Here is an 18,258-nt window from a genome sequence, read left to right as displayed (position 1 = left end):
TGGTTGTCTGCGATTATCATTGGTTTTCGCGATTTATTAGACTTCTCTGCGCATCGCTTTTAATACATCTACTCTCGTAGCCCGTTGTGCCGGGCGGTATCCTGAAATGATTGTCACCCCATAACAAATCACGATACAAATAACCGGTAAAATAAACGGAATATCACTAAAAATGATATTAATCTCTGTCTCTTTCCCGAATGCTTGTTTAATGATTAATGGAATCGCAAAATTGACAGCGTAACTAATCCCGTAAGAAACGAGCGTTCCGATGAGCGCACCGATCAAACCAATATAGCTGCTTTCAAGCAGAAAAATCCGCTTGATTGTTTTTGGATTCGCCCCAATTGCTTTCATAATGCCAATATCAGGAGCCCGCTCGGTAACCGCCATCGTCATCGTATTATAAATGCCAATCGATGCAATAAGAATGGCAATGGTGCCAATAAAGATAAGCCCTGCCTTCGCTATCATAAAAATCATATTGACTTCTTTCAATTCATTTACAACCGAATAGGTCGCGTAGTTCATATCCTTTAATTGATCTGAAATCCCTTGGACTGCCTCCATATTTCTCGCATAAATCTTCACTTCATCAAACGAATTTTCATGGATATCTTGGTCTTTTGGAACTTCACTATTGGGATCAAGTAAGTATCCCTTAGGTGTTCCAGTAAAATTCTCAATTTCTGTTAAGATCGTATCAGAAATAAACACACTTCTATCTTCTGCCCACTCTCTTGTCGGCTTCTTCGATATTCCCACCACAGTCAAAGGAATCGTTTTTTCCTCTTGTTTCCCATCCTTCAACTGTCTAACCGTTATTTCAAGTTTCTCTCCGATTAATTTGCCGGTGTAGCGGTATTCTGCCTTTAATTGCCCCTTATCGTCATAGCGGTCATCAGGAGCATCCTTGATTGCAAGATTGAGCGGGAAATTGTAACCCACGACTACTTCATCCTCCCCCTTTGGGAGCCTGCCCGCTGACAACTCAAGACCCGCTTTCACTTCCGATGGGAAGTTCGCGACAACCGTTTGCGCTGGCTCTTGATAGTTTCCAATCGAAAAATTGCCTTCCTGCTGAAGCATTTTCCGTCTAGTAACAGCCTTAACATCTTTAAGCTTTTCAAAAATTTGAATATCCTTCTCGCTAACAGGACGAAACCCGCCTTGGTCAGCAATCTCTTTCCCGTGAACATCAATTTGCGTAATGACCCGCTGTTCGGTCATTTCCTTGACAACCGATTTTTGTAAACCAAAACCGACCGACGCTAGCACGATCAGGAAAGCACAGCCCATTGCTGTTGCCAGGATCGTCATAAACACGCGCGTCTTATTTTTCTTCATATTTTGGCGCACAAAGCGAAATTGATCCTTTAGTTGCATACTAATCTAACCTCCTCAAAAATCCGGCCGTCCCGTAATTCAATTGTGCGATGACCAATTTCAGCGACCTTATCATCGTGGGTAATAATCAAAAACGTGATACCCAAATCCCGGTTTAATTCCTTGATAAATTTCAGCAAATCTTCCTCTGTTTCACTATCAAGACTCCCTGTTGGTTCATCAGCAAGGATAATCGGCGGATTAACAATTAAGGCGCGGGCAATACTGACCCGCTGCTGCTGCCCGCCGGACAGTTCACCAGGATAATGGTCCTGGTAGTCAAGCAACCCCACTTTCTTCAGCATCTCCTCAGTTTGCTTTCTTCGTTCACCCTCATTTATACCTTTTAAGATCAGCGGCAGTTCTACATTCTGAAAGGCTGTCATACTAGGAATCAATTGAAAGCTTTGAAAAATAAATCCAAGATTATGAATCCGGAAATCAGCAAATTTTGCTTCATTCAGATTAGAAACCTTTTCCCCGCTAATCCAGATTTCCCCCTCTTTAGGGTGTATAAAACCGCTGACCAAATTTAATAACGTCGATTTACCCGAGCCGCTTCTGCCGACAATCGTAACAATTTCCCCTTTTTCCACCGAAAAAGAAATATCTCTTAGTATCGGAATAATCGTTTGTCTACCTTTTTTTCCAATCACAAAATCATGGCTTAACTTTTTTACCGTAATCATTATTTCTTCCTACCTCCCTATCACTTCACACTATTAGACGAAGGACGATTATTTAACCCCTACATAAAGTCTAAAAAAAATTTATAAATTTACTCTTAAAGGGAAAAGTAGTAGCAAAAAAATGCTTTTGCTAGTCTTTTCTGCCAGAAAAACTTATAATAAATAAATTGAAAAATCCTTTTTAAAAGTAAGGAGAATGTATGGAAAAGCTGCATTCATTATGGGAAATAATCGTCCGTTTCTGGAAACGGAAACACCTCACACAAATTTTGCTCTTAATCCTCCTCGTTGTTGTGCTGTCAACAATTCTTTATTTTGCTTGGCTCGCAACGAGAGCGAATGTGCAATCGCTTCAGGAAGGCCTTAATGAGCCAACGGTCATCTATGATATTAATGGCAAAGTGGCCAGCAATGTTGCCACCAATCGAACAAAAGGCGCTAAAATCGCGGAACTGCCGAAGTATGTGCCCAACGCCGTCGTCGCAATTGAAGATGAGCGCTTTTATGAACATGGCGGCTTTGATATTAAGGGAATAGCCCGTGCTTTTTTCGGCAACTTGATTCACGGAAGAATTACTGGAGGCGGCAGTACGTTGACACAGCAGTTAACGAAAAATGCGCTACTTTCTCCCGAACGCACCTATAAACGAAAGGCAGAGGAATTATTTTTAGCGGTAAAAATCGAAAAGGTTTATAAAAAAGATGAGATTCTGCAAATGTATCTCAATCAAGTCTATTTCGGGAGCGGTGCCTGGGGAATCAGCAATGCTTCAAAAAAATACTTTAATAAAGACATTAAAGATGTAACCATCAGCGAAGCCGCGATGCTAGCCGGACTCCTCCATGCACCAAATTATCTCGACCCGTATAAAAATTATGACCTGGCGATAAAACGGCGCAATGTGGTTTTAGATAAAATGAACGAACTAGGAATGATTACCGCCGAAGAAACTACCAAGGCAAAACAAGAAAAAATCGGCCTTCACGATGGCGGCGGCAGTTATGTGGAACGAAGATATCCTTATTATGTTGACGCTGTGTTAAATGAGGCGATCAACCGCTATGGATTAACGCAGGAAGAAATTTTAACAAGAGGATACCGAATTTATACCGAAATGGATCAAAACCTTCAAGCAGGACTTGAAAAAGTGTATCAAAGTAATTCGTTGTTTCCAAGCGGAAAAGGAAATACATTAGTTCAAAGCGGCTCTGTGTTAATGGATCCCGCTTCCGCCGGTGTCCGCGCCCTTGTCGGCGGGCGTGGTGAGCATGTTTTCCGAGGCTTTAACCGGGCCACCCAATTACAGGCCCAGCCTGGTTCAACGATAAAACCGCTGGCTGTCTATACACCGGCACTTGAGAATGGTTACACCTATTCATCTGAATTAGTGGATGAGCCAACTACTTTCGGAAAAAATTACAAACCGGAAAATTTCTCAAAAACCTACCAAGGAAAAGTGCCAATGTATAAAGCACTTGAAGATTCGTTAAATATTCCCACTGTCTGGCTCCTTAATGAAGTCGGTTTAAACAAAGGGCTTGATGCCTTAAATCGATTTGGTATTCCTGTGGTAAAGGAAGACAAGAATTTAGCGATTGCGCTAGGCGGCATGAGTAAGGGAGTTTCGCCGCTGCAAATGGCCAATGCCTTTTCCACCTTTCCTAATGGCGGATCGCGGCAGGAAAGCCATCTAATTACAAAAATTGTCGGACCGACAGGGAATATCATCGTCGAACGGAAAGCAAAGACAACAAAGGTAACATCAGAAAAAGTGGCCGGCGAAATGACCTCGATGCTCCTTAACGTTGTGGAAACCGGCACAGGTAAACGCACTCATATTCCAGGTGTACAAATTGCCGGAAAAACAGGGTCTACCCAGCTTCCGTTTAACAATGTAGATGGAACAAAGGATCAATGGATGGTCGGATACACCCCTAACCTTGTTGGCGCGATTTGGATTGGTTATGACAAAACAGACCGCGAGCATTACCTGCCGAGTTCTAGCTCGGCCAATGTGGTGCCGATTTTCAAAGAAATCATGAAGGAATCGTATCGGTTTTTGCCTAAAGAGAACTTTGAGGTAGGTTCGATTAATGCTCAGCTCGCAGGTGAGGCTCCTCCAAAGAAAAGCATCAATGAACAGGCGAAGAAAATCGGCGAAGAATTAAATAAAAACGCCCAAGAGATCGGTTCGACGATAAAAGAAAAAGCTCCAGGCTGGAAAAAGGGCTTGGATAAGGCGTTATATAAGGTTGGAGAAGGAATCGATTCATTAATCGAAAAAGCGAAAAGCATTGGAAAATAGCACGCCGACTTCGGCGTGCTATTTTTATTTAAAAAAATATAATATACCAAACTCGTTTGCCTATTTTTATTCGAGCAGTCCATATTTCCGCTTAAATCTTGTTAATATTTTTAGCCAAACATCTCCAAATACCAGTAACAAGATTACGTTTGAAACGGAATGGAATGTGTCAAACACGGCGCTGCTAGCGAAATAGAGAAGAAATGCTTTGAAACCTACTCCGCTGCCGGACTGGACAACAGCTAAGAATCCCCAAATGTTCATAATCCAGCCGAACAAAAATCCCCAAACAGCTCCGAAGAGAATCCGGCCCCATTTCTTATTCATGACCCAAGTCCCCCGAAGCAATCCCGCCGTAAGACCTACCAATCCCCATGCCGTCATTTGCCATGGTGTCCACGGACCTTGCCCCATAATCATATTGGAGGCAAGTGCCGCTACGGCACCAATCACAAACCCGCTTTCGGCACCAAAAACATATCCCGACATCATTATGACAAAAGTGGTCGGCTGCACACTGGGGATACTTGCAAACGGAATCCGCCCTACAGCAGCAATCGAAGCTAAAACAGCCAAAAGAACCAATTCCCTCGGCTCTACTTTTCTGCTTTCAAAACGAACCAAAAACAGCAAAATCGAAAGCAGGACAAACCCGAAGCTTAACCACAGATAAGCATTTTCAAACCAAAAATTCAGCACCAAGAAGATTGAAGCAAGCAAGAGAAGCAATACCGTTTTTACAGTTTTGTTGAAGCGCATTGCCGCTTAACCTCCTCAAGCGTCATCGGGGCCTTTTCCGCAAAATCGCGGAAGATTCTTTGAATCATCGTCGTATAAAAGAAATTGCCTTTAAAGAATTTCTTCGGTATGTCCTCCGAGGTAATGTTCCCTTGAAACATCATCCCGCATTTTGTTGCATATTGAGCCGCAAACTCAATGTCATGTGTGGACATGAAAATCGTCATCCCTGCTGCATGAAGTTCGAGGAGAATCTCCGCTAACCTTCTTTTGGAAATTGGATCCAAACCTTTTGTCGGCTCATCCAGCAGGAGCACTTCCGGCTTGCGCAATAGCAAACAAGCAAGCGCCGCCTTTTGGAGCTCACCGCCGCTTAAATCATATGGATGACTTGTTTTCACATGAGCAATCCCTAATTGAGCTAACAGGGAGTCCGCTTCAGAGGCATCAGCCAATTCCCACTGGGCCATAGTCTCCTGGATTTCTTTTTCAACCGTATCTTGAAGAAAAAAGAGTTTAGGGTTCTGGGGCAAATAGCCGATTCTCTTTGTTAATTCATGATGTTTATAGCCATTCAAAGGCTTTTTATCATATAACACTTTTCCAATGTCCGGCTTCAATAGTCCGGCCATCAGCTTTAAAAACGTCGATTTACCAGAACCGTTCCCGCCTAACAGCGCATAAAACTCCCCTTTTTTCAGGCTCAAATCAAGCTCTTTCAAAATAAAATCAGCTTTTTTCTCATAGCGAAAGGAAATCGATTTTGCCCTTATCCGAACATCATCAAGGAGAGGTGTCGAAACTTGCTCTTCCTCATCATAAACATCCGCCAATGCCTTTTGCACCCAGCTCCGCCCTTCTTTCACGGTTAAAGGCACACTTCCCTCGCCATTCATGCTCAAAAATAATCCAGGAATACTAGGGACATAGTCTCTGTTTACAGAATTCCAAATCTTTGGGATTACCGCCTTTGGCTCGCCTTCAATTTGCACCTGCCCGTTTTCCATCATGATAATTTGATCAGCGAGGGTAAACACTTCCTCAAGTCGGTGCTCAGCAAGAATAATCGTCATCCCGAATTCATCGTTCAGCCGCTTCAGCATATCTAAAAATTCTCTGGTACTTACAGGATCAAGCTGGGCTGTCGGCTCATCTAATATTAAAATAATCGGCTGCATTAACAATACCGATGCCAGATTAATTTGCTGCTTTTTTCCGCCAGAAAGCTGATGTGATTTCCGTGCCAGCAGCGATTCAGCACCAAAGAAATGGACCATTTCTGCGACCCGGCTCCTCATTTCAGTTGGCGGCAGCCCAATATTTTCAAGCCCAAAGACCATTTCATGGAGGACATCATCCGCAACCAGCTGATTTTCAGGATCTTGAAAAACAAAGCCGATCTCGTTGGCAAGACCCTCTGTTTCTTGAACCGGCTGTCCATCGATTACAATCTGGCCCATAAGCTGTCCGTGCGGTTGAATTTCTTTTTTCAAAAGTTTTAAGAGGGTGCTTTTCCCTGAACCAGATGCACCAAAAAGGACAACAAATTCGCCTTTGTTAATTTTTAAAGAAAGATTGTTTATCGCTGGTGCTGAACAATCCGGATATGTAAATGTTACATTTGTTAATTCGATAAACGCCATCGGAACAATCCACCTGCTTCAACAAATAGTGGGAAACTTAAAAACATCAGATAGCTCGTAAGCGCCCCGATATCTAGATGTGTTAATTGCCATGCTTCCATGACCGGATATACCGTTAAAAAACCATAGCCAAAAGCCCGGCAATAAATAATCAAGGAGAGTAGGATGACAAGATAAATAATTGCCAGCACATCTGCACGTCGAAATTTAAAATATTCATAGGATGAACGGGTGCTCATTCCATAGCCACGTGCTTTCATCGAGTCCGCTGTTTGAATCGCTTCTTCCAGCGAATAGGTCAGCAGGGTTTGAACATAAAGCATCCCCGTCCTTACTCTTCGTTTCCATTTACCGTGACTAACGGAAATCCCCTTACTTCTTTGAACGACTGAAATTTCTTCCAATCTTCTTCTCATTAATGGAATGAAACGCAGCGTTAGCATCAGCAGGACGGCAAACTGAGGCAAGATTTTTGCAAATAAGAACAACAGCTTATTCGGCGTCATGATGACGTTGTAGGAAACAAACAGGGCAATTACCCCGATGATGGACAACGCATTCATGCCGCCAAAAACAACTGCTTCTAATGTGACCCGATGAGTCCCCACCTCAAATAACAAATGCCGACCTCGTTCATTAAATAAAGGATTCAAGATAATCATCAATATAAAAGTCGTAATGAGAAAAAACTTCCAGCGCCACAGTCCTGACAAGCGATCATGGAAAAAATTAAGCAGCAAAATAATCACCAACGCCAATCCTAAAAAAATGGGATGTAGCATCAGGATTAACAAGGATACTGAACCGGCATAGAAAAAGAAAGAAACAAGCGGATGGAAGCGTGCAAACCGGTTTTCCATTACTTGTCCCTCCTCTCGTTATTCGGTGTAGAAGCATTCAATCCGATCACCGTCTTTTACCTTTACAACTCCGATACTTTTTGTAAGACTAACACCATTTTGTTTAAATATCCAGCCGCTCTTGACACCATAATCAAACTCATAAATATTGTCAATTCCTTCGATATAGGCGGTGGCTCCGCTGCCTCTAGAATCGATGATGATACCTTGTTTTTTGGCTGCTTGTGAAATAATATCAAAAATCGTTGCACCGTCTTTAAAATTCACCTTTGTTGCACTTAGAATTGTGCCCCTATCCTTTGGCCCGGCAATCGAAATGGTCACTGCCAATTCATGTTTTGGCGTTTCCGGTTTCGGATTCGTTGGTGGCGGAGTGTTTGGTGCAGCTGGCGGAGTGCTTGGTGCTGCTGGCTTACTCGGCTGAGCAGCCGGTGTCGAACTGCTTTTGCCTGGCGCCACGCCCGATTTGCTATTACTTGACGAAGCTGCCGGATTTGCCTTATTTGTTTCAGATTTAGCTTGGCTCGCTGGAGCATTTTGTGCAGGTGTTTCCGGTTTTGCATCCGGCTGTTCTGTTTCCTTTTCTGCCGCTTTGGTACTAGCCGTTTCAGCAGACTGCTCTGGTTCTTCCTGTTGCACTCCGGCTGCATCTGTCTTAGCACTTTCTTCCTCTTGATGTGTTTGTTCTGCCTGTTTCGCAGCTTCTTCTGTTTTTACTGCTTCTTTCTTGGTTTCCTTCGCGGTCTCCACGTTGGTGCCGCAACCAGCCAAACTGAAAGCAGCAAACAAAACGAATAACAATGCCGTTGTTTTTAGGATTCTCTTCATGGTGTGTGTTTACCTCCTTATCCACGCCCCCTCCAAATGACAATCAGAGGGGGCACAAAGGTTTTTACGCCTTTCGTTTCCTTTGCTTCAAATAAAACGCGCTGCCGGCCACCATGAGGAATAACCCTATTGCCAGCAGGTTATACATATTAGATGCTGTATTTGGAAGAGTATGACCCTTCACGGTTTCCTCGGGTTTTTCTTTTTCTAAAGAAGTTTCTTCCACTTGCGGCCGTTCCGGTTCAGGACTCTCTACTTCTGGGAGTTCCGCTTCAGGATTCTCCACATCCGGTTTCTGCTCTGCTATTAACGGTAAGTGATACAACGACCCTTTGCCTTGTGAAAAAAGCTGATAAGCAACTAGTGCCTGAAACGCTTGAGAAGTAGTAAAAACATCACTTACATAGCCGCCCTGCCAATCAAAACCGCCATCGGCATTTTGGAATGAGAGGAAATATTGTAAAAGACTGCTGTTATCCTTGGCAAATAAAGAAGCATTCGCATCCATTCCTAATGCAGATAAAGCAATAATCACTTGTGCCGCTGTTGAACTGTTATCAATCTTCGACGCTTGATATTGGGCTGCTAAATATTCAATAGCAGCGTCCACTTTTTCTTTAACCCCTGCTTGGTCCCGATATGGTGCAAGTGCTGTGACAATCATTGCAGTCGTGTCAATGTCACTTGTTGAGCTTTCATCCCATGCCCAGCCGCCATCTGCGTTTTGTTTTTCAGCTAAATAGTTTACCAGTTTATCTTTGGTCCACAACGCATCAGCAGGAACGGAGAACCCCGCACTGTCCAAGGCAATTAATGCATAGGAGACACCAATTAATCCTTGTTTTGTGACATTTCCATTGTAAATTGCTTGAACTAGGTCATAGCCTTCGATATTTGTTGGGTCACCGCCTGCGGCCAGAATTCCCAGTACATACCGTTCTGTATCGGTGATGCGCGTGAATTTTCCTTCTCTTTCTTTGACAAGCGCTTTAACAGCTTCCAGATAGCTCGCAGGAATGGTTTTCCCAGCCTGTTTTAGGGAAATAGCTTCCCATTCACCGATTGGAGATTTTAAAGCATATTGGCTCACTGCGTCAATCGCAGTTTGAAGAGCGGCATCGGAAACCGTCCCAGCCGGAGGGGTTGGATTTGGTTGTCCATCTCCTCCATTTCCGCCATCCTCGGGAACATCCGCCCATGATTCAAACTGAAAGCTTATTTGGTTACCAGGCTTAAGCGGGTAGCTGTCTGCACCTACAGTGGCCATTTGGCCATCAATATAAAATGCCCAGTAATTTGTCCCTTCTGCTTCCAGTCCATTAATTGACGTAATCATCTTCCCGTATTGTGATTCGCTAAAGCCAACCTTTTCCGGACCAAGTGCCACTTGTAAGAGTTGAAAGGCAGTCGGAGTGCCGATCACTTCAATATCGGATAGATTATTGACAATCTTTTTATCTCCATTAACGACCTTGAGCGAAACCATACTTTCTGGAGTTTTATTCCAATCTGTAAGACGGAAGGTTAATTGGTCACCATTATGGACGACATAGTTATCGGCACCAACCTGGGCGGAGACCCCGTTAATAAAGAAAGCCCAAAAATGAGTTCCTTCAGCCTTTTCCCCCTTAATCCCTGTTAACATCTTTCCATATGTAGTATCTGTAAACTCAATATTGCTTTCTCCTACAGCATTAACTAAGGCTTGGGTTGCAGTCTCACTTTCACCGAATTGGACTGTTGTTTCCGGCAACAGCGGATTGGCTGCATCTGTCCCAATAACAGTAATCGTGCCTTGTTTCTCTTGATTCGCTGCTAAAACAGGCGTTTGGAATCCGCTTGTAAAAAGCGCAAACACTAGCAGCAAAACCAATGCTAGATTTTTTCTGTTGTTCATCTTCGTCTGACATCCCTTCATTATTAAAATACCATAAAAAAATCCCCCTAAAAGGAGGAGGAGTGTCATGAACGTTAAGTTTTGAAAACGAAAAAAAACGCTTCTATTCTTAACACTCTCCTATCCGCGTAGGCTGTTGGTGTCAAAAACAGGCAGGTTTCCTGGCTCATGATCATCGCAGTCTATGTCTTCCCATCTTATCGACAGTGACATGTTATAGGCTGCTCTCATTTACAGTGGCGGGACCGCGTTGGCTTCTACCAACTTCCCTATTAAGCTGGAAGTCTTTTTAAAAGACTTCAGCACCTATTTTTTTATCGTATTTTTTTTGGCGATAGGAAAGTATCTTTCCTATCAGACATAAGTGCAACAACACCTAGTCTTCGCCTAGCGGCAAGTTTTCTATAGGTTATCCCTATTATTCTATAAACTAAGAATTTTGTAAACATCAAAAGGCGAACAACGGCCGCAAATGCTATTTTTCATATACCTTAACTGGTAAATAAATTTCGAAATACAGGTCACCGCTCAGATTTTGGGATTTATGTTCTTCTTTATAAATTTCAAGTGATAATGCGTGGTGATCTTGGTCATAGCCGTATTCTTCCATCCATTTGTACATACGATGGTATGTATTTTCAACATCCTCTATCCTGCCTTTATGAACGCCGAAGACATAATTTTTCCGGGGAATCGTAAAGCCAACCATGCCATCCGGAATTTCATCAATGACATCTACAGGAGTTGTAACATAATAGGTGATCTCAGTTTCCCTAATATGAAATGGTGCAATCAACACTTCTTCTTGCTTTTGATACGGTACCTCTTCAAGTCGTCCCCTTAATTTAGTAAAAAGACTTGGAATCTTTTCCATTTGCGAGAAAGTACCATTCCAGGAAATACCTACTACGTTCATCTCTTCTTTTTCAATTACTTGGATAGCCAAGCAAATCCCCCCCTTTTATATGTATCTTATTCTTATAATTCTAATAATATCCCGAAAAATCCTGCAAAGAAAATTCGACGAAAAAATTAAATTTATAATTTTCAAATAGTAAAATGGAAAAAACAAGCAACCTATATCATTAGGCTGCTTGAGTAAGAATTATTTTAAAATACTTTGTGGAAGGGCTAAATTTAAGCCTTTTGCCACCCGCTCGCCATACTCTGGGTCCGCTTTATAAAAATGCTGAATTTGTCGAAGCTTGATTTCGTCTCTCTCAACCGGCTTCATCGCCCCCACGACTGTTTCCACCAACCGGGCCCGTTCTTCTTCTGACATTAAACGGTAAAGGTCGCCCGCTTGCGTGTAATGGTCGTGTTCATCATATGGAACCTGTTCAGCCGCACCTGTAACCTCGAAGGCCGTCTGTTTGTACTCAGGCGCTTCCTTAGGTCCGCCATAGCTGTTTGGTTCATAGTAAACGGAACCTGCACCATTATTATCAGAACGCATCGCCCCGTCACGTTGATAGTTATTTACTTCCACTTTTGGCCGGTTAATCGGGAGCAAATTATGGTTCGGTCCGACACGATAACGGTGGGCATCAGAATAAGCGAAAATACGGCCTTGCAGCATCTTATCCGGCGAAGCTTCAACACCAGGGACCATGGTTCCTGGGGAGAATGTTGCCTGCTCCACTTCTGCAAAGTAGTTCTCCGGGTTGCGATTTAGCACCATCCGGCCAACCTCTATTAACGGATAATCTTTATGTGACCAGACTTTTGTGACATCAAATGGATCAAAACGATACGTTTCGGCATCTGCAAATGGCATGATTTGCACATGCAGCCTCCAAGCCGGGCATTCACCCTTTTCAATCGCATTAAACAAATCTTCAGTATGAAAATCCGGGTTTTCACCGGCCAATTTACCTGCAACCTCATTCGTCATGTTTTTGACGCCTTGTTCCGTTTTAAAGTGATATTTCACCCACACGGCTTCCCCGTCCTCATTCACCCATTTAAAGGTATGGCTTCCGTAGCCATTCATATGGCGAAGGGAAGCAGGAATTCCGCGGTCACCCATTAGGTATGTAACCTGGTGTAACGATTCAGGAGATAAGGACCAGAAATCCCAAATGGCATTCGGATTTTTCAGGTGTGATTTTGGATCTCTTTTTTGCGTATGAATGAAATCAGGAAATTTAATCGCATCACGAATAAAGAAAATCGGGGTATTATTTCCGACAAGATCATAGTTTCCTTCTTCTGTATAAAACTTCACTGAAAAACCGCGTGGATCCCGGACAGTATCCGCCGAACCCAGTTCACCCGCTACAGTTGAGAAGCGAATAAACATCGGTGTCCGCTTTCCAACCCCATTAAATAATTTGGCCTTAGTGTAGGTTGACATGTCATTTGTTACTTCAAAGTAACCATGGGCACCAGCACCTTTAGCATGAACAACACGCTCAGGTACGCGTTCGCGGTTAAAGTGTGCCAATTTCTCAATTAGATGAACGTCTTGAATTAATGTTGGTCCTCGCATCCCTGCGGTCATTGAGTTTTGGTTGTCACCAACTGGAGCCCCTGTTCCTGTTGTTAACTTCTTGTTTTCTTTACTCATTACCTCACCTCGTAAACTATTTTTTAATTACTAACCACATTATAATTTAAATAAAATAATAATCAATACTTATTTATAATTAATATTATAAAGTATTAACTATTAACTAAAAAAACATGTACCCACTACTACATAAGTATTAAAAATAAAGGACGTTATTCCAAAATTACCGAATAACATCCTAAAATTTTCGTACTAATTGGGAAGATGGATTTTAAATAAATAAAAAAATAGTTTATACTGGTCATAATACTGTTTATAGGAGGATTTTTTATGAGTGAATCTAATCAATCACAGCAAAATGAAGAGCCAAAGAAGAAAATTAGCTTACAAGAGGCGATGAAACAGCAGCTTGAAAATAAGAAAAACAAAGCAGCAGCCGGAAATGCAACCGCAAACGGCTCACAGGCAACCAAAAAGCTACAAAGCCAGCAGACGAAAAAAGTGAGTAACTCTCGGAGAAAAATGGGTGTCTAACGGGCAAAATAGAAATGATATTCTCCCAGGTGCTTCTGTCAAAATCGTTCTAAAAGCCGATCAAAGAAGTGGCAAACTTACAGCTGGTGTCGTTAAGGACATATTAACCAAGTCCAGCTTTCACCCCCACGGCATCAAAGTAAGACTGACAGACGGACAGGTTGGCAGAGTAAAGGAAATTAATAATTAATAAAGAAAACTCGCCGATTGGCGAGCCTTAAGGCGAAGACAGAGGCGTAGTTGCACTTATGCGACATAGGAAAGTGTAAATTTTGAAAAAATTTATACTTTTCTATTAGCCAAAAAAACAGACTCCAATTTCATTTGGAGTCTGTTTTGGTAAATTATGATTTATGGACGTTTACTGCTTGCGGTCCGCGTTGGCCGTTTTCGATTTCAAACGTTACCTCTTGACCCTCATCCAAGGATTTATATCCTTCGCCTTGAATCGCCGAGAAGTGGACGAATACATCCTCTCCGCCTTCACGCTCAATGAATCCAAAACCCTTTTCACTGTTAAACCATTTTACTTTACCATGTTCCATTTCTTTGTAGCCTCCTAGCATGTAACAATTACATGATTTTGCAAATTATTCTTGCTCAATTATTTTTACCAATCCATTAACCACTTATACACGGTAAATTGGAAAAAGAAAGGAAATTTTTTATAATTGAATAACCCATCTGTGGATTGCGTTTGCAACGCCATCTTCTTCGTTTGTTGTAGTAACCCAGTCTGCTGCCTTCTTCACCTTCTCTTGTGCATTTCCCATCGCTACACCAAGTCCAGCTTCCTTGATCATCGCTAGATCATTTAGACTGTCACCAACGGCCATGACATTTTCCATCGCGATTCCAAGTCGGTTGCAAACAATTTTCAATCCATTTGCTTTGTTAATTCCAGCAGGATTTACCTCGATGTTCTTCAAAGTGGAATTACTTAGTTCAAATTCACCTTTAACCTCTAGCTCACGTAAAATTAGTTCCCTCGTTTCATCATCATCAATATTAAACCCAAATTTCAACCATTCGAGCGTATGTATATCCTCCGGCATTTCATCACGCCAATTTTGCTCAGTACTTATCGCCCAAAAATTCGTCTTATGCTCGCGGGTGAGATTCCACATCCATTCCACAAGCTCGGATTTCACTAAATTCCTCTCGACAAGCTCCCGTTTATCGTCCCAGATTTCACTGCCATTAACAGTTACCAAATAGGAACTAAGCTCAAGCGCATCAGCGTGCTCCCGGCAGGTAAGCAATGACCTTCCTGTGCTAAGCACAACAAATATTCCCCTATCCTGTGCAGCCTTAATTGCTTGACGGTTCGCCTCCGTTATCTCTCCCTTGCTATTTAACAGTGTGCCATCCATATCCAGGGCAATGAGCTTGATTGGTTTCTCCATTTTGTCTTTTTCCATCTGCAGCAACTTGCTCCTTTCTTACTTTTCCTATCTAGGTTAACACTTTTTAATGGTATTTATCAAAACGTCCGCTTTAGCAGTTTACATAATATATTTATATTAACCTAAATTTCTTTAAGAACCCTTCTTAAGGACAAAAAACTTTGTCTAACCCCTAAAATGTCTTTAATACCCCTTCTTAAAGACAAAACCACTAGTCTAGCCCACAAAATTGTCTTTATTCTGATATTAATAGGCTGTTTGTCGTAAAAAATTTATTTTTAACCCTCATTCTGCTTACAAAAACCCTTAAAACAGTGTAAAATTACACCTTATAAATAAGTGGAACAGATATATTAGCGGATTTTGGATGTTTATTAGCGAATCTACAATTTTATTAGCGAATTCGACCAATTTATTAGCGAATTTTCAATTTTATCAGCGAATCAATAAAAGCATCCATATCTTAGAAAAGAGCCCGTTAATAAAAAGACTGCGAATTCATTCGCAGTCTTCATCTTCGAAAAATTAAAAATAATATTACCGCTGAAATTGTACACGATGAAGATTGGCAAAAATACCGCCTTGTTCAATTAGCTCATCATGTCGGCCTTCTTCAGCAATCCCGTCCTCGGTCACGACGATAATCCGGTCGGCATTGCGTATTGTTGCCAGTCTGTGGGCAATAATAAGTGTGGTTCTGTTTTGGGCAAGCTCTGTCAATGCTTCCTGAATCACCATTTCGGTTTCGGTATCAAGAGCGGATGTCGCTTCATCCAATATCAAAATAGGTGGATTTTTTAGAAACATCCTTGCAATCGCAAGCCGCTGCTTCTGACCGCCGGAAAGCTTTAGACCTCTTTCGCCAATCTGCGTCTCGTAACCATCCGGCAAAGAAGCAATAAACTTTTCAAGATGTGCACGGTTTGCTGCCTCTGCAATTTCCTCATCCGTGGCATCCCGCTTTCCATAGGCGATATTTTCACGAAGTGTCCCTGTGAATAGAAACACATCCTGTTGAACGATGCCGATTTGGGAACGGAGCGATTTTTTCGTCATGTTACGAATATCGAGACCATCAATATAAATCCCGCCATCGTTCACATCGTAAAACCTTGGAATCAACGAGCAAATTGTCGTCTTCCCTGCCCCCGACGGCCCTACAAAAGCAACCGTCTCACCGGCACGGATATTCAAATTAATATTTTCCAAAACGGATTTATGGTTATCATAGCGAAAAGACACTTCATCAAAGACGATATTCCCTTTAAGTAACCCTACTTCAACTGCACCCTCTGTATCCTGCACCTCAGGCTCCGAATCGATCAGGTCAATAAACCGTTTAAACCCAGCCATTCCTTTAGGATACAACTCCATAATCGCACTTATTTTGTCAATTGGTTTAAAAAGAACATTGATATAAAGGACAAAACCGACAAGTTCCCCGGGCGACAACTGACCGGAAAAGCTTAACCAAGCACCATAAACAAGAACAACAATAGTGATTAGCCTTGTCATCATATATATACCGGAAAGACTATAGGACATCACCCGATAACCGCCAAGCTTAGCGCCGCGGTATCTCTGATTATTCTTTTTAAATCTAGCAATCTCGAATTCTTCGTTTGTAAACGATTGAACGACCCTGCTGCCGGAAACACTGTCCTCCACCCGGGCGTTTACATCTGCAATGCTGGAATACATTTGGCCCCATGCCTTGTTCATTTTTAAATTACAAACGACAACCAATAGGATTAAAAAAGGCAGAATCACGACTGCTACTAGTGCTAACTTTACGTTTATCGTCAGCATAATCCAGAAAGCACCGATAAAAGTCATCAGCGCGATGAATACATCCTCGGGTCCGTGATGGGCAAGCTCACCAAGATCAAACAGATCATTGGTGATTCTGCTCATAATATGCCCTGTTTTCGTATTGTCAAAAAAACGGAATGATTGTTTTTGGACATGCTCGAACAGCTCTTGCCTCATATCAGATTCAATATTAATCCCGAGCTTATGGCCCCAAAAGTTCACAATAAATTGTAAGAAGGTGCTCAAACAATAAACAAGTAAAAGTCCGATACTGACTGTGACAATCGCTTGCCAATCGCTGCCAGGCAGCAGATCATCAATAAACCATTGCACCGCAAGCGGAAACGCTAATTCCAACAAGGCCACAATGACTGCGCTGATAAAATCCAAAATAAATAGCCGCTTATGCGGTCGATAATAAGAAAAGAAACGCCGAATCATAGTTAATCCCCTTTTTCTCTAAGTTAGCAATACTAGGATTATATGTGAAAGAGGCGGACAATTTCAAGTTTTTTGAAAATACAACATTCAAAAAGCGCTTGGCAAAAAATATGCCAAGCGCTTTATACTTTAATGGTGGTGATGGTGGCTGCCTTTTGTTGGATTGGTAATTAGCCATTCCTCTTTCGGTAAGTGGAAATATTGAATCCAAATACTTTCCAAATTTTCGTCATTTTTATCGAGAATAAAATCAATTTCTTTATCGCTTTTGACCACCACGTCATTTTCTGTTGGCGTATCGAGCATCAAATCATAGTGTGCATGATCTCCGTGAATACTTGTAACATAAACCCGGAACATTTTGCCTTGAGCTTCTTCCTGTTCCAACATTTTGTGCAGCTCTTTTGCCGCATGGCGGTTAATTTTGACTTTCATCTTATGCTCTCCTCTATCTTCTTATTAATTCTTTTTTTGGCTATTCTTTTTTATCTTGATTAATTGGTAACTAATAAATGCAATATATAATGGGATTGCTACATAAATAAAATAAGGGAATCGATGATGTTCTTTTTTAAAGACAATATAAATTGCATAGCCAAGGAATAGCGTTATGATAATGCCGTATTTTGGCAGCGGTACATCCTTTAGACTAGGAATTTTAATTGTGCTTACCATCAAATAACATAAAAGGAAAAAGGCGATTACGAAGATGTAACCCGACATTTTCCCATGGAATAAGGTCAAAAGTGTTAACAATCCGCCCGCAGCCGTAATCGGCACGCCTGTAAAGTACTGTAGGGAAGATTTTACGGCGTTAATGTTGAACCTAGCTAATCGATACGCACCGAATAATGGGAAAAGACCGGCAACTGCCATTCCGATAACGCCAAATGCAGAAAAATAAGCATAGTAGGCCATCATTGCAGGTGCAACACCAAAGGTAACAATATCCGCCAGTGAATCAAGTTCTTTACCAAGCTCACTTTCCACGCGCAGCATTCTGGCAATTCTTCCATCCATACTGTCAAGCATCATTCCAATTAATATTAGGATGGCCGCATTCTTATAATCCCCTTGCGCTGAATACATAATGGATAAAAAGCCAAAAAATAAGTTCGCCAGTGTAAATAAGTTAGGAATACTATTTCTTATAATATGTATCACTCCACTTTTCGATAGCGAAGCATTTCAGTTTAAAAAATCACT

17 protein-coding genes and 1 riboswitch are annotated in these 18,258 nt (G+C 41.9%); of the genes, 3 read left to right on the top strand and 14 right to left on the bottom strand.

The features are described 5' to 3' along the window. Nucleotides 1-36: 36 nt before the first annotated feature. Nucleotides 37-1,386 carry an ABC transporter permease gene (locus tag AA980_RS04160; protein WP_024029420.1) on the bottom strand — a complete coding sequence of 450 codons (1,350 nt, stop codon included), beginning with the start codon at nucleotides 1,384-1,386 and terminating at the stop codon, nucleotides 37-39. Beyond that, nucleotides 1,377-2,075 carry an ABC transporter ATP-binding protein gene (locus AA980_RS04155; RefSeq protein ID WP_024029421.1) on the bottom strand — a complete coding sequence of 233 codons (699 nt, stop codon included), beginning with the start codon at nucleotides 2,073-2,075 and terminating at the stop codon, nucleotides 1,377-1,379. The genes AA980_RS04160 and AA980_RS04155 overlap by 10 nt, the downstream gene beginning before the upstream one ends. A 200-nt stretch (nucleotides 2,076-2,275) precedes the next feature. Between AA980_RS04155 and AA980_RS04150 the strand changes: the two genes are divergently transcribed. Then, a complete protein-coding gene (locus AA980_RS04150; RefSeq protein ID WP_024029422.1) occupies nucleotides 2,276-4,381 on the top strand; it encodes a transglycosylase domain-containing protein in 2,106 nt (701 codons plus the stop codon). Between the two features lie 66 nt (nucleotides 4,382-4,447). On the opposite strand, the gene AA980_RS04145 is transcribed toward AA980_RS04150, so the two are convergent. The 7 genes from AA980_RS04145 to katA form a co-directional block, all read right to left on the bottom strand. Beyond that, the gene (locus AA980_RS04145) at nucleotides 4,448-5,140 is read right to left on the bottom strand and encodes an ECF transporter S component (protein ID WP_024029423.1); all 693 of its coding nucleotides are present in this window, start codon (nucleotides 5,138-5,140) and stop codon (nucleotides 4,448-4,450) included. Then, nucleotides 5,119-6,762 (bottom strand): ABC transporter ATP-binding protein, encoded by a 1,644-nt coding sequence (locus AA980_RS04140; protein ID WP_024029424.1) that lies wholly within the window; start codon nucleotides 6,760-6,762, stop codon nucleotides 5,119-5,121. The genes AA980_RS04145 and AA980_RS04140 overlap by 22 nt, the downstream gene beginning before the upstream one ends. Further along, on the bottom strand, nucleotides 6,744-7,622 hold the full coding sequence (locus tag AA980_RS04135) for an energy-coupling factor transporter transmembrane component T (RefSeq protein ID WP_024029425.1): 879 nt from the start codon (nucleotides 7,620-7,622) through the stop codon (nucleotides 6,744-6,746). Before AA980_RS04135 ends, AA980_RS04140 begins: the two co-directional genes overlap by 19 nt. Before the next feature lie 18 nt (nucleotides 7,623-7,640). Beyond that, nucleotides 7,641-8,450, bottom strand: a complete 810-nt coding sequence (locus AA980_RS25640; RefSeq protein WP_024029426.1) for a DUF4430 domain-containing protein — start codon at nucleotides 8,448-8,450, stop codon at nucleotides 7,641-7,643. Nucleotides 8,451-8,514: 64 nt separating this feature from the next. Continuing rightward, nucleotides 8,515-10,347 carry a DUF4430 domain-containing protein gene (locus tag AA980_RS04125; RefSeq protein WP_024029427.1) on the bottom strand — a complete coding sequence of 611 codons (1,833 nt, stop codon included), beginning with the start codon at nucleotides 10,345-10,347 and terminating at the stop codon, nucleotides 8,515-8,517. A gap of 134 nt (nucleotides 10,348-10,481) precedes the next feature. Next, nucleotides 10,482-10,672, bottom strand: a riboswitch (cobalamin riboswitch). Between the two features lie 150 nt (nucleotides 10,673-10,822). After that, on the bottom strand, nucleotides 10,823-11,293 hold the full coding sequence (locus tag AA980_RS04120; protein ID WP_024029428.1) for a GyrI-like domain-containing protein: 471 nt from the start codon (nucleotides 11,291-11,293) through the stop codon (nucleotides 10,823-10,825). Between the two features lie 159 nt (nucleotides 11,294-11,452). Beyond that, nucleotides 11,453-12,916 (bottom strand): catalase KatA, encoded by a 1,464-nt coding sequence (gene katA / locus AA980_RS04115; protein WP_047771264.1) that lies wholly within the window; start codon nucleotides 12,914-12,916, stop codon nucleotides 11,453-11,455. Nucleotides 12,917-13,189: 273 nt separating this feature from the next. On the opposite strand from katA, the gene AA980_RS04110 reads away from it, so the two are divergent. Together AA980_RS04110 and AA980_RS04105 are read left to right on the top strand one after the other, a co-directional pair. Continuing rightward, nucleotides 13,190-13,393 carry a hypothetical protein gene (locus AA980_RS04110; protein WP_024030730.1) on the top strand — a complete coding sequence of 68 codons (204 nt, stop codon included), beginning with the start codon at nucleotides 13,190-13,192 and terminating at the stop codon, nucleotides 13,391-13,393. Then, the gene (locus tag AA980_RS04105) at nucleotides 13,386-13,583 is read left to right on the top strand and encodes a YwbE family protein (RefSeq protein ID WP_024030731.1); all 198 of its coding nucleotides are present in this window, start codon (nucleotides 13,386-13,388) and stop codon (nucleotides 13,581-13,583) included. The genes AA980_RS04110 and AA980_RS04105 overlap by 8 nt, the downstream gene beginning before the upstream one ends. Before the next feature lie 154 nt (nucleotides 13,584-13,737). On the opposite strand, the gene AA980_RS04100 is transcribed toward AA980_RS04105, so the two are convergent. From AA980_RS04100 to pssA, 5 genes are all read right to left on the bottom strand, one after another. After that, entirely contained in the window at nucleotides 13,738-13,938 is a 201-nt protein-coding gene (locus AA980_RS04100) for a cold-shock protein (protein ID WP_024030732.1), read from the bottom strand. A 120-nt stretch (nucleotides 13,939-14,058) separates the two neighbouring features. Continuing rightward, nucleotides 14,059-14,814: a Cof-type HAD-IIB family hydrolase gene (locus AA980_RS04095; protein ID WP_024030733.1), complete on the bottom strand. Its 756-nt coding sequence runs from the start codon at nucleotides 14,812-14,814 to the stop codon at nucleotides 14,059-14,061. A 522-nt stretch (nucleotides 14,815-15,336) separates the two neighbouring features. Then, complete coding sequence (locus AA980_RS04090; RefSeq protein WP_024030734.1) at nucleotides 15,337-17,052, bottom strand: ABC transporter ATP-binding protein; 1,716 nt, start codon at nucleotides 17,050-17,052, stop codon at nucleotides 15,337-15,339. Between the two features lie 129 nt (nucleotides 17,053-17,181). Then, nucleotides 17,182-17,487, bottom strand: coding sequence for a HesB/YadR/YfhF-family protein (locus tag AA980_RS04085; RefSeq protein WP_024030735.1), 306 nt, complete (start codon nucleotides 17,485-17,487; stop codon nucleotides 17,182-17,184). A 24-nt stretch (nucleotides 17,488-17,511) separates the two neighbouring features. Continuing rightward, entirely contained in the window at nucleotides 17,512-18,216 is a 705-nt protein-coding gene (gene pssA / locus AA980_RS04080; protein WP_024030736.1) for a CDP-diacylglycerol--serine O-phosphatidyltransferase, read from the bottom strand. Between the last annotated feature and the right edge of the window lie 42 nt (nucleotides 18,217-18,258).

It is taken from the genome of Neobacillus vireti (genome assembly GCF_001026695.1).
Lineage (GTDB): Bacteria > Bacillota > Bacilli > Bacillales > Cytobacillaceae > Neobacillus > Neobacillus vireti.
Note: the sequence above shows the minus strand (reverse complement) of the source record. Positions and strands in the feature narration are given on the sequence as shown.

Excerpts from the sequence above, each read along its gene's own strand:
- AA980_RS04160 (WP_024029420.1), bottom strand. The coding sequence starts at position 1,386 with ATGCAACTAAAGGATCAATTTCGCTTTGTGCGCCAAAATATGAAGAAA.
- AA980_RS04155 (WP_024029421.1), bottom strand. The coding sequence starts at position 2,075 with ATGATTACGGTAAAAAAGTTAAGCCATGATTTTGTGATTGGAAAAAAA.
- AA980_RS04150 (WP_024029422.1), top strand. The coding sequence starts at position 2,276 with ATGGAAAAGCTGCATTCATTATGGGAAATAATCGTCCGTTTCTGGAAA.
- AA980_RS04145 (WP_024029423.1), bottom strand. The coding sequence starts at position 5,140 with ATGCGCTTCAACAAAACTGTAAAAACGGTATTGCTTCTCTTGCTTGCT.
- AA980_RS04140 (WP_024029424.1), bottom strand. The coding sequence starts at position 6,762 with ATGGCGTTTATCGAATTAACAAATGTAACATTTACATATCCGGATTGT.
- AA980_RS04135 (WP_024029425.1), bottom strand. The coding sequence starts at position 7,622 with ATGGAAAACCGGTTTGCACGCTTCCATCCGCTTGTTTCTTTCTTTTTC.
- AA980_RS25640 (WP_024029426.1), bottom strand. The coding sequence starts at position 8,450 with ATGAAGAGAATCCTAAAAACAACGGCATTGTTATTCGTTTTGTTTGCT.
- AA980_RS04125 (WP_024029427.1), bottom strand. The coding sequence starts at position 10,347 with ATGAACAACAGAAAAAATCTAGCATTGGTTTTGCTGCTAGTGTTTGCG.
- katA (WP_047771264.1), bottom strand. The coding sequence starts at position 12,916 with ATGAGTAAAGAAAACAAGAAGTTAACAACAGGAACAGGGGCTCCAGTT.
- AA980_RS04110 (WP_024030730.1), top strand. The coding sequence starts at position 13,190 with ATGAGTGAATCTAATCAATCACAGCAAAATGAAGAGCCAAAGAAGAAA.
- AA980_RS04100 (WP_024030732.1), bottom strand. The coding sequence starts at position 13,938 with ATGGAACATGGTAAAGTAAAATGGTTTAACAGTGAAAAGGGTTTTGGA.
- AA980_RS04095 (WP_024030733.1), bottom strand. The coding sequence starts at position 14,814 with ATGGAAAAAGACAAAATGGAGAAACCAATCAAGCTCATTGCCCTGGAT.
- AA980_RS04090 (WP_024030734.1), bottom strand. The coding sequence starts at position 17,052 with ATGATTCGGCGTTTCTTTTCTTATTATCGACCGCATAAGCGGCTATTT.
- AA980_RS04085 (WP_024030735.1), bottom strand. The coding sequence starts at position 17,487 with ATGAAAGTCAAAATTAACCGCCATGCGGCAAAAGAGCTGCACAAAATG.